At 30.2% G+C, this 13,597-nt stretch carries 13 protein-coding genes; 5 read left to right on the top strand and 8 right to left on the bottom strand.

Annotation, left to right across the window (positions count from 1 at the left end; translation table 11 throughout):
- Nucleotides 1-13: 13 nt before the first annotated feature.
- The 4 genes from D4Z93_RS02935 to D4Z93_RS02920 all read right to left on the bottom strand — a co-directional run bounded on the left by D4Z93_RS02935 (nucleotide 14) and on the right by D4Z93_RS02920 (nucleotide 4,729).
- Entirely contained in the window at nucleotides 14-1,714 is a 1,701-nt protein-coding gene (locus D4Z93_RS02935; protein ID WP_119970297.1) for an FAD-dependent oxidoreductase, read from the bottom strand.
- A 249-nt stretch (nucleotides 1,715-1,963) separates the two neighbouring features.
- A complete protein-coding gene (locus D4Z93_RS02930) occupies nucleotides 1,964-2,779 on the bottom strand; it encodes an ABC transporter ATP-binding protein (protein ID WP_119970295.1) in 816 nt (271 codons plus the stop codon).
- A gap of 57 nt (nucleotides 2,780-2,836) precedes the next feature.
- The gene (locus D4Z93_RS02925; protein WP_119970294.1) at nucleotides 2,837-3,886 is read right to left on the bottom strand and encodes a taurine ABC transporter substrate-binding protein; all 1,050 of its coding nucleotides are present in this window, start codon (nucleotides 3,884-3,886) and stop codon (nucleotides 2,837-2,839) included.
- Between the two features lie 24 nt (nucleotides 3,887-3,910).
- Nucleotides 3,911-4,729: an ABC transporter permease gene (locus D4Z93_RS02920; RefSeq protein WP_119970292.1), complete on the bottom strand. Its 819-nt coding sequence runs from the start codon at nucleotides 4,727-4,729 to the stop codon at nucleotides 3,911-3,913.
- A 225-nt stretch (nucleotides 4,730-4,954) separates the two neighbouring features.
- Between D4Z93_RS02920 and D4Z93_RS02915 the strand changes: the two genes are divergently transcribed.
- Nucleotides 4,955-5,845 (top strand): LysR family transcriptional regulator, encoded by an 891-nt coding sequence (locus tag D4Z93_RS02915; protein WP_119970290.1) that lies wholly within the window; start codon nucleotides 4,955-4,957, stop codon nucleotides 5,843-5,845.
- 22 nt (nucleotides 5,846-5,867) lie between these two features.
- On the opposite strand, the gene D4Z93_RS02910 is transcribed toward D4Z93_RS02915, so the two are convergent.
- From D4Z93_RS02910 to D4Z93_RS02895, 4 genes are all read right to left on the bottom strand, one after another.
- On the bottom strand, nucleotides 5,868-6,395 hold the full coding sequence (locus D4Z93_RS02910) for a YeeE/YedE thiosulfate transporter family protein (RefSeq protein ID WP_119974201.1): 528 nt from the start codon (nucleotides 6,393-6,395) through the stop codon (nucleotides 5,868-5,870).
- A gap of 14 nt (nucleotides 6,396-6,409) precedes the next feature.
- Nucleotides 6,410-6,634, bottom strand: coding sequence for a sulfurtransferase TusA family protein (locus D4Z93_RS02905; protein ID WP_119970288.1), 225 nt, complete (start codon nucleotides 6,632-6,634; stop codon nucleotides 6,410-6,412).
- A gap of 13 nt (nucleotides 6,635-6,647) precedes the next feature.
- On the bottom strand, nucleotides 6,648-7,337 hold the full coding sequence (locus D4Z93_RS02900) for a YeeE/YedE thiosulfate transporter family protein (protein WP_119970286.1): 690 nt from the start codon (nucleotides 7,335-7,337) through the stop codon (nucleotides 6,648-6,650).
- Nucleotides 7,338-7,404: 67 nt separating this feature from the next.
- Nucleotides 7,405-8,325: a LysR family transcriptional regulator gene (locus D4Z93_RS02895; protein ID WP_119970284.1), complete on the bottom strand. Its 921-nt coding sequence runs from the start codon at nucleotides 8,323-8,325 to the stop codon at nucleotides 7,405-7,407.
- A 511-nt stretch (nucleotides 8,326-8,836) separates the two neighbouring features.
- On the opposite strand from D4Z93_RS02895, the gene D4Z93_RS02890 reads away from it, so the two are divergent.
- The 4 genes from D4Z93_RS02890 to D4Z93_RS02875 all read left to right on the top strand — a co-directional run bounded on the left by D4Z93_RS02890 (nucleotide 8,837) and on the right by D4Z93_RS02875 (nucleotide 13,564).
- A complete protein-coding gene (locus D4Z93_RS02890) occupies nucleotides 8,837-10,459 on the top strand; it encodes an FAD-dependent oxidoreductase (protein WP_119970282.1) in 1,623 nt (540 codons plus the stop codon).
- 86 nt (nucleotides 10,460-10,545) lie between these two features.
- A complete protein-coding gene (locus D4Z93_RS02885) occupies nucleotides 10,546-11,499 on the top strand; it encodes a (4Fe-4S)-binding protein (RefSeq protein ID WP_119970280.1) in 954 nt (317 codons plus the stop codon).
- A 194-nt stretch (nucleotides 11,500-11,693) separates the two neighbouring features.
- Nucleotides 11,694-12,806 carry a permease gene (locus tag D4Z93_RS02880; RefSeq protein WP_119970278.1) on the top strand — a complete coding sequence of 371 codons (1,113 nt, stop codon included), beginning with the start codon at nucleotides 11,694-11,696 and terminating at the stop codon, nucleotides 12,804-12,806.
- Nucleotides 12,803-13,564, top strand: a complete 762-nt coding sequence (locus D4Z93_RS02875; protein WP_119970276.1) for a TIGR03943 family putative permease subunit — start codon at nucleotides 12,803-12,805, stop codon at nucleotides 13,562-13,564. Before D4Z93_RS02880 ends, D4Z93_RS02875 begins: the two co-directional genes overlap by 4 nt.
- The last annotated feature ends 33 nt before the right edge of the window (nucleotides 13,565-13,597 follow it).

Raw genomic sequence — 13,597 nt, 5'->3', positions numbered from 1 at the left:
TGCATTTAATTTATTATAGAAAATTATAATCTGTAACTATTTGTTTTCTTCCTGTTGTCTTATCATTGAAATATTCGTAAAAACAAATTTCCATAAATCCACCTGAGATATTATAAATATTTTCGTATCCTAAATGCTTAAGTGCCATTAATGCATTATAGCTTCTTTGAGCACTTCTGCAGTGCAAGTATACAGGTTCATCTTTAGGTATTTCATTTATTCTTTGTCTTATTTCACTAAGTGGTATGTTCTTAGCTCCAATTATATGACTTAATTCATACTCATTTTTCTCTCTTACATCTATTATGAAAGCTCCACTTTCAACTAAGCCTCTTACATCCTTTTCTCTTACCTGTTTAAATTCACCATGCAGCAAATTAGTAGCAACATATCCTGCAAAATTGACTACATCTTTGGCAGTTCCAAATGGTGGAGCATAACATAATTCCAAATCTCTCAAATCATCTACTGTTGCTCCAAATTTAATAGCTGTAGCAACTACATCTATTCTCTTATCTACATTTCCTCTACCAATTGCCTGAGCACCTAACACTTTTCCTGTTGGGACTTCAAAAATCAATTTAAAGTGAAGTGGTTCGCATCCTGGCATCAAACCAACCTTATCTCCTGGTATTACTTTAGCTACTTCATACTTGATATCTAACTTAAGTGCTTCTATCATTTCTTCATTTAAACCTACTGAAGCTGCATTATAATCAAAACATTTAACTACTGATGCTCCAATAAATCCTGTATTTCTTACAATTCTTCCGTGAATATGATCAGCAGCTTGTCTAGCTTCTTTCTGAGCAGGACCAGCTAATGCCAATCTAGTCATCTTTCTAGATAAAGCATGATATACTTCAATTGCATCTCCAACTGCATATATATCCTTGTCATTAGTTCTGTAGTTTTGATCTACCTTTATAGCCCTAGTTTCTCCAATTTCAAGACCAGCTTTAACTGCTAGAGAAGTTTCTGGAGCTACACCAATTGCCATAATTACTGCTTCTGCTTCTATCTTTTTACCAGATCCTAAAACAACAGTATCCTTTTCAAAAGAACTTACTTTGTCGTTAACAATTAAATTTACACCTTTATCATACATTTCCTTGTGAAGGATTTGAGCCATATCATAATCAAAAGGCTTCATTATGTGAGGAAGAGCTTCAATTAAAGTTATACTATATCCAGCCTCTTTCAAGTTTTCAGCAACTTCAACTCCTATAAAACCTCCACCAATTACTGAAATATTATTTATTCCCATAGCCTTTATGGATTTATTCAGTTTCTCTATATCTACAACGTTTCTCACTGTAAATACTTTTACATCTTCAATTCCTTTGATTGGAGGAACTATAGCTTTTGCACCAGGAGATAATATTAATTTATCATAATTTTCAGTATATTCTTCTCCAGTTAATGTGTTTTTAACTTTTACTTCTTTTTTATTCCTATCTATATCTATAACTTCATTATTAACCCTTGCTTCTATGTTATATTGTGATAAAAACTTTTCTGGGTTCATAAGTATCAGGCTTTCTGCCTTTTCTACCGTTCCACTTAAATGATATGGTAGACAACAATTTGAAAATGATACGTGTGGATCCCTTTCAAATATTATTATTTGATCTTCCTCTCCTAATCTTCTTAATCTTGCTGCTGTAGATGCTCCACCTGCAACTCCACCTACTATTAAATATTTTTTACCCATATGTATACCTCCATTTTAAATTTTTTCTTTGCACAAATTGTTAAATTTATCTCAATTTCTATGTTAATTATAATACAAACTTATACCTTTTCATAATAAACAAATGTTATACAATATAAGAGATGTTTATATGTTCATTTTTTAGTACTGCTTTATTAAATCAATCACCAAAACAAGCCTAAAAAAATAAAGTAACACATAAAACTATAATTAGTCTTATATATTACTTTATAAATACTTTGTATGCTTTTATGAGAACCTTATTTCTTCACTTTGGCCACTTATAATCTTTAATATTTGTTCTCTAATATTCATATATTCATGCGTGTATCTTATCTCTCCATGATTTGCACCTGAAATATTATGTGTAAAATCGGTATTAAATTCCTCAATTATTCTACCTGGTCTGCTCGACATTACAATAACTCTTGTTGCAAGTGATAAAGCTTCATCAACATCATGAGTAATGAGAAAAACTGTATTTTGAGTTTTAGTCCAAATAGCTCTTATTAAAGTCTGCATATTTTGTCTTGTTAGCGCATCTAATGCCCCAAAAGGTTCATCCATTAGGATCATCCTAGGGTTATTTACTAAAACTCTTGCAAGGGAAGCTCTTTGTTTCATACCTCCGGAAAGTTCATAAGATTTATGTTTTTCAAATCCCTTTAATCCAACAAGTTCTATATATTTATTAGTCAATTCTTTAATTTCAGATTTTGAAAATTTTCTCATCTTTAACCCAAAAGCAATATTATCATAAATATTTAACCATGGATATAAGGTAGGACTTTGAAAAACAACTCCTCTATGCCAATCAGGTCCAGAAATAATACTGTTGTCCATTTTAGCCTCTCCACAAGATGGTCTAAGAAAACCTGCAATAATCTTTAATAAAGTACTTTTACCACAACCAGATGGACCAAGTACACATATAAATTCCCCTTCTTTAATATCTAAATTTATATCTTGAATGGCAGCAATTTCATTTTTTTGACCACTATATTTCAAGCTTATATCTGTTAATGTTACTACATAGTCTTCTTTATCTTTTACTATTTCACTCATACAAAACTCTCCATTTCTTTTATACTGCTCCAAGCCTTCCCAAACTCATCTATAAAATTATTTTACAGCTTTTTCTATAAATGATGGATTTACCGCTTTCTCAAAAGTAGTTAAACTAGGTTCTGTTTTAATCTTCTTTTGTTTATATAAGAAATCTGCTGTATCCTTTAGTGACTTTACCAAATTACCTTTCTTATCACTTGTTCCAAAATAGGCAGGATCTAATTGCTGTTTTGCACTAAGCCACATAGAGCCTTTTGTTTCCTTTAGTGCCTCCTGTGGTGTAATTTTTAGAGATACTGAAAGCATCTTAATTGCATCTGCTTGATTTTCATCATATAAATTTACAGCCTTATTTACAGCCTTTACATATTTTGTTACAAGATCTGGATATTTATCAGCAAACTCTCTCCTAACAACTTCCACATTATATGTAGCAAAGCCTTTTGATGCCATGTCTTTACTTGAAATTATACTTCTACCATCTTCTAAAAGATTAGAAAGTGTCGGTTCCCATGCATAAGCTGCATCAATGTCACCTCTTTGCCATGCTGCATATATGTCAGGCATCTGCATGTCAAGCAGTTTTACATCTTTTTCAGACATACCATTTATCGCTAATGCCTTCAACAAACTGTAATGTGTTGTCGTGGTAAATGGTGTAGCGACTTTTTTTCCTTTAAGATCCTGTATAGAATTAATATTTGAATTCTTTTTGACAACCAATTGTTCTGCATCTCCAAGGACTTCATGTATCCAAATTGTTTCTATGTCAATACCACTTGCAATACCTTGTGTTGCAGATGCTGAACCAAGCAAAGCAAAATCAATATCCTTTGAAACAAGAGCATTTCTTATATCCCCTGCCTGAAATTCAGTTATCTTAACTTTAACTCCAAGTTCTTTTTCAAAGTAATCTTTTGTTATTGCAATTTTTTCATCATTAGGCATTTGTTGAGTCCCTATATTTACTACTTTAGGCAAATTTGATGAAGTTCCATTACTTTGTTCACTAGCTGTAGACTTTTTTGATGCAGTACATCCTGAAAATAGCGCTGCTGTTACAGTTACTATTACAACATTAGCTAAGATTTTTTTAAAATTCATTTTTATCACTCCTGAATTATATTTTTATTCTCTCCCTTTCCATGGAACAACTTTATTTTCAATAAACTGTATACTTTTATCTAATAAAATTCCTGTAATCCCCATTATAATAATTCCAACAAATATAATATCGCTTCTTAAGTAACGGCTTGCATCCAATACCATCCAACCTATACCTGAGTTTGCTGCGACCATTTCAGCAGATACCAAAGTAGTATAGGCAACACCTAAAGCTGTCCTTAATCCTATAAAAATATCAGGCAAGCATGCTGGAAATATCACATAAATAAATATTTGTACTTTATTTGCGCCCACTGTATAAGCACTATTTACATAATCCTCTTTTACCTTTATAACTGCTGATACACAAGAAATATAAATTGGTGCAAAACATGCTAAAAACAAAAGTGCAATTTTAGACTTGTTCTCAATTCCCAGCCATAAAACTAAAAGTGTGTAATACGCCAATGGTGGAAGTGGTCTATAAAATTCTATAATAGGTTCAAGAAGTGCTCTAAGTTTTGAACTATAGCCACTTGCAAGTCCTAATGGAATAGCAATTATAATAGCAGAAAAAAATGCACTAATAAGTCTATTCATACTTGATCCTAGATGTTCAAGCAATGTATAGTTTTTATATCCATTTTGCATAATATCAACAAATGCAGCCCATACTGATTTTGGAGATGGTACTAGTTTTTGATCGGCTAATCCTAATTTTGTTATCATAAACCATATTATAAAAATAATAATCATTGTTCCTAAAGTTAATAACCTTTCACCTGTTGTCTTTTTCTTCACTATCACTACCCCTTTTTTCTTAAGTTTTGATATAATATACATATGCTTAGTTAAATTCTTTACAATGGCAAATATAATATTGTTAATTTTGTGGCAATCTTCATCATGTTAATTATAATATAGCAATATACTTTTTTATAATAAATATTTGTTATGCTGTATAACAAATACTTATGTGATAAATTTAAAATCAAAACGGCTATAGCTTATGATAAAATGTAAATTTATAAAGCATATCGGTTATTTCAAATTTAAGGATGTGATAATGTGAATCTCGAATATCTTCAATCATTTTACATAACTGTAAAGTGCAATAGTATATCAAAAGCTGCTTCCAAGCTTCACCTTACTCAACCAGGACTCAGCATACAACTTAAAAATTTGGAAAAAGAATTTGACACAAGCCTTTTAATAAGAAGTAACAAAGGTGTAGAACTAACAGAAGAGGGAAAGGTAGTATTTAACTATGCTGATACAATCTTATCTATGAAAAACAATGTGGAAAGAGACCTTAAAAGTTTACAACAAAACAGGCCAAAATTACTTATAGGTTCGTGTAAAAGCATAGGAGAATATGCTCTCCCTTGTGCCCTATTTATCTTTAAAAAACTTCATAAAGAGTTGGATATAAGTATGGAAGTTGCAAATTCACCTGAAGTCATAAAAAAATTATGTGATCATTCAATCAATATAGGAATTATTCAAGATAATCCAAAAAAAAATGGCATAGATACAAAGTACCTAGCTTCAGATGAATTGATTTTAGTTGGGAATAGTAATAATACTACAGAATATATTACCATAGAAGAGCTGAAAAATTTACCTCTTATATTGAGGGAAGAAAACTCCAATGCAAGATACTTAGTCAAAAATGCTTTTCAAGAAAAAGGTATTTTATTAGAAGATTTAAATGTAATTTATTCTTTAAATTCTCCAGAAGCTATTAAATCTTCCATATTATCTGGAAAAGGAGTATCTTTTTTACCCAAAATAATAGTTAAAAATGAATTAAAAAAAGGCCTTCTCAAACATATTACAATTGATGAAATTAAAATAGAATTCAATTATTATCTTATCCATAGACAAAATTATATATTTAACAAATATGAACAGATGTTTGTAGATTTTATCACTTCTAGCAAAAAAGCATTCTGTTAAAATAGGAGGATATACTTTCCTCCTAGATTAAATATTTAGATAAAATTTTAGTTCCTGCTACAGCTCCTAAAACAACAAAAATCCAATAAACCCATGCATGCAAAGAAAATGATGGAATTCCACTAAAAAAGCTTCCAATATTGCATCCAGAAGTAAGCCTTGCTCCATACCCCATAATAATTCCACCTGAAAAAGCCATAATAATTTGTTTTTTACCTTTTAATCTTTTTAACTTAAATTGAGATGATAGCAATGTTGCAATTAAAGATCCTATAATTACTCCAATATTTAAAATAGTATACTTATTAATAAATAAATCATGATTTAAAATTATATCGCCATATGTATAATTAAAAAGTTTGAAAAATTCCCATTTATACGCTTTAACACCAATAATATCTAAGATTCCAACACCCCATGTCAGAAAACCAGAGGTTACATGCCATGCCATTCCACTTGTTGCTAATAAAATCACATTAAAAGTACCTAATAATATTCCTCCAAGCCAATAAGGCCAAGGCTTTTTTAACCATTCAATCATAGCTTTAATCATCTCCTATACTATCATGGTTTTTGAATATAAACTTCCCATTCTCCATTTTCTAAGTCAACTGTCCTCACCAAATAATTATTCTGTTCTCCCCATTCTTCGGCAATAACTCCAATACAACTTTGGTCTGAATGTAGAATTAAAATATCTCCACACTTCATTGTTTTCAATTCTTTAACTGCCTTAATTAACGGAATTGGACACGGTTCATATAGACAATCAAGTTCTCGTACTGCCATATACACGCCTCCCTCATCTTTTTTTTATTTTTCTATTTTCATGCCAGCTTGCTATCCTATATAAAATTATTAAAATAATTAGTTGAAGTGTAACTACAATTTTTAAATCCAAATATTCTGGAAAATAAATTACTCTTGAACTGCTTATAATTTTATCATACCAAAGAGGATAATTCTTAGCTCCTAAAGTATTTCCAACTATAAATCCTAATAAAATCACCCACGGGAGAACATGTCCTTCTCCAATTCTCATAAGAACCCCTGACGCACATCCTCCAGCAATAGTCATCCCAATTCCGAACATAAATGCACCTATTGCAATATGTGGTCCCACTGAAACTATAACTCCTGGAATATGTATGTAATTTATAGGATTATCTCTAAGATATATATATTGAATTACACCAAATCCTATAGTGCTTATCATCAAAGCTAATAGTAAGGCTTTTAAAAGTTTAGTATTTCCTAAAAATATAAAATCTCTGAATACACTTGAAAAACAGAATCTAGAATACCTTAGTGTTATACCAAACCCAATCCCCATAACCCAATAAGAAACATATTTATGATTATATTTCCAAAGCAAAATACAAATGATTAATGCAGCTATAAAAACACAAACTGCATAAAAAATTTGATTTTTCTGTCTTTGTTTTCCTTTCGTCTGCCTTTTTTGTATTAATAAATCCATATCATCCATCAATATACCACATCCCCATATTAGCATATTTATATACTTATTAAGCTTTTGTGTATAAATATCGAAATCATTAAATGTCCACTAGAGTTCCAGTAGGGATCCCACTTAATATATCATTTTCTTTATATTGTTCTAATATATGCATCAGGCTCTTCATGTTATCGTTAACAAATTTATTTTTGTAATATACCAAACTAAAAGATCTGTCTAAAACTTGTTCATTACTTTTTATCACATACAACAAACCTTTTTTTGCTTCTTCTTCAACTAATCTTGCAGATATAGCTGCAAGACAATTATTCATAATTACTACTTTCTTCATCATATCTGGACAAGTTACTTCCCACTTAATATTTATATTTGCTCCACATTTAGAAATATAATTTTCAAAAAGCTCTCTGGTACCACTTCCTTCTTCACGCATTACAAAGGGCTCTTTCTCCAAATCCTTAACAGAAATATTACTGCATCCTAAAAGTCTATGATTTTTACTGCATACAATTACAAGATAATCATTTATTACTGGAATAACTACTAAATCATGATTTTTAATATTGCCTTCCACAATACCAATATCCAGTTCTGATTTGAGCAATTTTTCTTCTATTGATTTGGTATTGTTAATATAAACAAAAGTTTTCACATCAGGTTTTATTTCCTTATACTTATTTATAAGCTGCGGCATAATACAAGAACCAACAGTTATAGTACCACCAATCCTAAGTTTTTCAGAAAATCCTTTTAACATATTATCTTCCAGTTCATCAAACTGATCTACTACCATCCTGGCATAGGCAAATAAGTTTTTTCCTGCTTCTGTGATATATAGCTTTTTAGAAATTCGTTCAAACAATAACACACCATAATGATCTTCTAATTCTTTAATGGCTTGGCTAACAGTTGGTTGTGAAATATAATATCGATTTGCAGCAGTACTCATTTTACCTGTTTCCACTACAGCAATAAATATTTTTAAATGTCTAATTGTCATATTGATTATAACCCTTCCTTTTACAATTATGTTTATATTTTTTCACTCAATTTTCGCAATAAACACAATGCGACACAAATTTTTCAGAGGACAGAGGACAATTGACAGAGGACAGTGAAGGATAATTTTCCTCCGCTTTGCTACGAAAAATCTTTAATTAAATTTTTAAGAGCTCGTTTCACTAAAGTGAAACATTGCTGATTTATATAGATTCGAAGCTTATTTTGCATTAGCAAAATAAGCTTAAAAATAAATTAGTTTTCTGACGTAAGGAGGAAAACTTACCTTCACTGTCCCCTGTCCTCTGTCAATTGTCCTCTAAAAATGCTTCACATTTTTTTATACTGAGTCAATTTTTTTCATATACAAAAGTTGAGTTTTTAATCTTTAATAGGTTTTACCTATCATTATTATAAAATAATATCATTTTCCTTATTTAATCACAAGTGATATTATGGAAATAAGTAGTATTGCTAACCATATAAATATTAATGAAAGAGGATGTTACATTATGAAGATCTTAATAATTGGCGGAGTAGCTGCTGGCACAAAAGTAGCTGCAAAGTTAAAGCGTGAAAATAGAAAAGATGAAGTTACAATTTTAACAATGAGTAAAGATATTTCTTATGCAGGTTGCGGACTTCCTTACTATATTGGAGATGTTATTAAAGAACAAGACCAATTAATAGTAAATACTCCTGAAAGTTTTTCTATGCTTACTGGAGTTAATGTTTTAACAGAAACAGAAGTAACTGAAGTTAACAGTGACAAAAAAACAGTTGAAGCTGTAAATTTAAATACAAATGAGATTTCTACTTATTCATATGATAAGCTTATAATATCTACTGGTGCAAAACCTATAAAACCTCCTTTTGAAGGAATAAATTTAGATGGCATATTTACATTACGTACACCAGATGATGCTGTCGCTATAAAAAATTTGCTTAAAGCCGGTAATATAAAACGTGCAGTTATAGTTGGCGGTGGATTTATTGGTTTAGAAACTGCTGAAAACCTTGCTAAACAAAATATAAAAGTATCAGTTATAGATATGGCAGATCACATTTTACCAGGTTTTGATCCTGAAATTGCAGATTATGTGGAAAATCATCTAGCAGACAGGGGCATTATGGCTTTTCCTGGTACAAAGTTAGAAGCTATTATTGGAGATACAAAAGTTGAAAAAATCCAAACAGACAAAAGGAAAATGAAGACAGATATAGTTATTCTCTCTATCGGTATCAAACCAAATACTGATTTTCTAAAAGATTCTGGTATTAAACTGATGCCAAACAAGACAATTCAAGTGGATGAATATCTTCAAACAAACATAAAAGATGTATTTGCCATTGGAGATTGTGCTTGTGTAACAAATAGAATAACAAAATCACCAGCATGGTCACCAATGGGTTCTTCCGCAAATATGGAAGGTCGTACACTGGCCCAATACATAAACAATAAGAAAATAGCTTATCCAGGTGTTCTTGGTACAGGAATAACAAAATTGCCAGAACTTAATGTTGGAAAAACAGGATTGTCAGAAGAAGCTGCAGCAAATCAAGGATATAATCCAATCAGTGTTATAAGTGTTGTAGATGACAAGGCTAATTACTATCCTGATTCCTCTTTCTTTATTATAAAGATGGTCGCAGACAGAACTACACAAAAACTTCTAGGTATCCAGGTACTTGGAAAAGGTGCGGTTGATAAAATAGTTGATATTGCAGTGACAGCACTTACTTTAAATGCTACCTTGAAAGATTTGGAAAACATGGATTTAGCTTATGCACCACCTTTTTCAACAGCAATTCATCCTTTTACAACTGCCGTGAATATTTTATTAAATAAGATAAATGGTGATTTTTCAACAGTTACACCTGCTGCTTATCAAAAAGGAGAATGTTCTGATTATAAGATCATAGATGCATCTCTTAGTCCTACAATACAGTCAGCAGAATATCTTGATCTGACAAAAGTAAATGGAGAAGTTGACGGTCTTAATAAAGATGATAAACTACTGCTTGTATGCGCAAAAGGTAAACGTGCTTACATGTTACAAAACCGACTAAAATTTTATGGATATAAAAATACATTAGTCCTTGAAGGTGGATTGACATTTAACCATATTGAATAAATAAATTGAAATATGTAATATTTAATTGTAAAATATAAAAAGTTTATACCTGACAAATGAATGCTATTTAAGGAGGAATTAAATTTATGGCTACATTAACAGTTAGTGCAGAAAATGAAAGAAGAGTAAAAGGCCTTGGCTTTTTAAGTAATAAGGGTACAGATAATTTCTCAGCAAGGGTAATTACTGTAAATGGTAAAATTACCGCTGATAAAATGAAATGTATTGCAGATGCAGCTAAATTATATGGTAACGGTACTGTTGTTATGACTACCCGTCTTACAATTGAATGCCAAGGTATTCCATATGATAAAATTGATGATTTTAGAAATTATATTGCAAAAGAAGGGCTAGTTACTGGTGGTACAGGCTCTAAAGTACGTCCTGTGGTAAGCTGCAAAGGAACAACCTGCCAATATGGTCTCATTGATACTTATGCTTTATCAGAAGAAATTCATAAAAGATTTTACGAAGGATATGCAGTTGTAAAATTGCCTCATAAATTTAAAATTGCAGTAGGTGGATGTCCAAATAACTGTGTAAAACCTGATTTAAATGATTTAGGAATTATAGGACAGAGAATACCAAATTTTGATGAAGACAGTTGCAATGGATGTAAAAAATGTTCTATAGAAGAAACTTGTCCTATGAAAGCTGCCAAAGTGGTGGATGGCATATTGAACATAGATACTAATATATGCAATAATTGCGGCCGCTGTATTGGAAAGTGCCATTTTGATTCAATTGAAGATGGTACTACAGGTTATAAAATCTATATAGGAGGCCGTTGGGGTAAATTCACAGTAAAAGGTAAGGCCCTAAATAAAGTTTTCACAGATAAAGAAGAAGCATTAAGCATTATTGAAAAAGCTCTTCTCTTATTTAGAGAAAAAGGAAAAACTGGAGAACGTTTTGCTAAGACAATTGAAAGGCTTGGATTTGAAAATGTAGAAGCCGAATTATTATCAGATGATATATTACAGAGAAAAGAAGAAATATTAAAAGCAAAACTTCATTTAACTGGTGGAGCTACTTGTTAATATTTAAGTAATTTCATATTTTTACTGATAAATTCTAAAATCAAACTCAAATATTTATCTTTAAAAAGTACTTTAGCACATAAAAAATATGCTAAAGTACTTTTTTAGTTGTTCTATTTTGCATTTAATATAAATATTAATATAAATATTAATATTTATATTAAATAAACATACTGATAAGAGGTGAAAAACAATTGATAGTTCAAAAGAATAAGCTGGCAAAAAACTTTATCATGATAAGTATTTGTATACCTATTCTCACTGTTTTATGTTTAAGTATTTCCTTGCTATTACCACCATTACATTTTTCATTGCCTAATATTCAATATACATTTTTAAGGCAAAATAAAATGATACAAGGCTTTTCAACAATTTTTTTGAGTATAATCTTAGAAGCATTTCCTTTTATAATGGTTGGAACAATATTATCCTCTATGATTCAAATATTTGTTAGTGAAGAAACTTTAACTAAGATAATACCACAAAATAAGTTTTTAGGATCATTAGGTGCTGCTTTAACAGGTCTAATATTTCCTATATGCGATTGTGCAATTGTGCCTGTTGCAAGAAGGTTAATAAAGAAAGGTTTGCCATTACATATAGGAATCACTTTTATGCTTTCTGTACCTATATTAAATCCAGTAGTACTTGCTTCAACCTACTATGCATTTTCTAATAATATTTACATAGTTATTATAAGAGGCTTATTAGGTATTATTGGAGCAATGATTATTGGTAATATAATTGGCAGCATATATAATAAAGATACCATATTTAAAAATAAAATAGATATGAATCTTCAACATCATCATAAGCATATGGGTGAATGCCAATGTGGATGCGGCCACTCTCATCATAATTTAGGGAAAAAACATAATCTTAGATCAATAATTGTAGAAATAATAGATCATACAACTATAGAATTACATGATGTTGGAAAGTTTATAATTATTGGTTCATTTCTATCTGCACTAATGCAAACAGTTATACCAAGAAAATATATCTTACTAGTTGGACATGATAAAATATACTCTATACTTGTTATGATAGGTTTGGCATTTTTGTTAGCAGTATGTTCTGAAACTGATGCATTTATTGCCAGAACATTTGTTGGACAATTTACAACAGGATCTATAATAGCTTTTCTTATATTTGGTCCAATGATTGATATAAAAAACACACTTATGCTAAGTACAACATTCAAAACTACATTTATAATAAAACTTATTTTTGCAATTTTTACAGTTTGCTTTACTATAGGGGTATTAGTAAATTACCTAGGTTTTAATGGGGGATTGATATTATGAAATTGAATAAAAGTGAATTAAAATGGTTTATAATACTTATCGGTTTTACTTATTATGTTTATAGCCTACTTTCATCTGGAAAAATTTATCTTTTTCTTAATCCTAAAATGATAAAATATGTTCGTTTTTCTTTCATTGTATTTCTGATACTCACTATTTTTCAAATAAAAAGACTTTTTATATCTGAACAAGATAGCAATAGAAAAATTTGTTTTCTTGTATTTTTAATTCCTTTGTTTTTAGGAATTTATATAAATCCTCAAGGGCTAAATGATGAAGTCACCTCAAAAAAGGGTACAATAGTAATGCAAAATAATATAAGTAAAAATGGTCAAGCTTTTAATCCCCAACCCAAAAATACTCATAAAGATACCCCAAGAGATAATGTTATGACTATTGATGGAAAAAATTTCACTCATATAACAGATGATATTTGTTATAATAACCCAAATAAATATAAAGGTAAAAACGTAATTATAACAGGCTTTGTATTCAGAGATGACACAACTTCTAAAAATGAATTTTTAATTGCAAGATTAATGATGGTCTGCTGTGCTGCCGATACAGAGGTTACAGGATTATTATGTGATTGGACTCAAGCTTCTACATTGAAAAATAGCAAATGGTTTAAAATTACAGGAACAATTGATGTAGAAACTAAAAATATTAACGGCAAGAAATCTACTAATCCCGTTATAAGAGTTAAAAATGCAGAACCGGCTCAACAGCCACAAAATCAATATATATATCCAGAATAGCTTTAAGTAACTAATTTAAAATCAGCATTATGT

This window comes from Clostridium fermenticellae, from assembly GCF_003600355.1.
Lineage (GTDB): Bacteria > Bacillota > Clostridia > Clostridiales > Clostridiaceae > Clostridium_AV > Clostridium_AV fermenticellae.
The sequence above is the reverse complement of the archived record's forward strand: the minus strand, read 5'-3'. Positions and strand labels throughout refer to the sequence as shown.

Bases quoted from the DNA above. Each gene is read 5' to 3' on its own strand.
- D4Z93_RS02895 (WP_119970284.1), bottom strand. From the start codon at position 8,325: ATGACAATTAGACATTTAAAAATATTTATTGCTGTAGTGGAAACAGGT.
- D4Z93_RS02920 (WP_119970292.1), bottom strand. From the start codon at position 4,729: ATGTATATTATATCAAAACTTAAGAAAAAAGGGGTAGTGATAGTGAAG.
- D4Z93_RS02935 (WP_119970297.1), bottom strand. From the start codon at position 1,714: ATGGGTAAAAAATATTTAATAGTAGGTGGAGTTGCAGGTGGAGCATCT.
- D4Z93_RS02875 (WP_119970276.1), top strand. From the start codon at position 12,803: ATGAAATTGAATAAAAGTGAATTAAAATGGTTTATAATACTTATCGGT.
- D4Z93_RS02885 (WP_119970280.1), top strand. From the start codon at position 10,546: ATGGCTACATTAACAGTTAGTGCAGAAAATGAAAGAAGAGTAAAAGGC.
- D4Z93_RS02905 (WP_119970288.1), bottom strand. From the start codon at position 6,634: ATGGCAGTACGAGAACTTGATTGTCTATATGAACCGTGTCCAATTCCG.
- D4Z93_RS02890 (WP_119970282.1), top strand. From the start codon at position 8,837: ATGAAGATCTTAATAATTGGCGGAGTAGCTGCTGGCACAAAAGTAGCT.
- D4Z93_RS02925 (WP_119970294.1), bottom strand. From the start codon at position 3,886: ATGAATTTTAAAAAAATCTTAGCTAATGTTGTAATAGTAACTGTAACA.
- D4Z93_RS02930 (WP_119970295.1), bottom strand. From the start codon at position 2,779: ATGAGTGAAATAGTAAAAGATAAAGAAGACTATGTAGTAACATTAACA.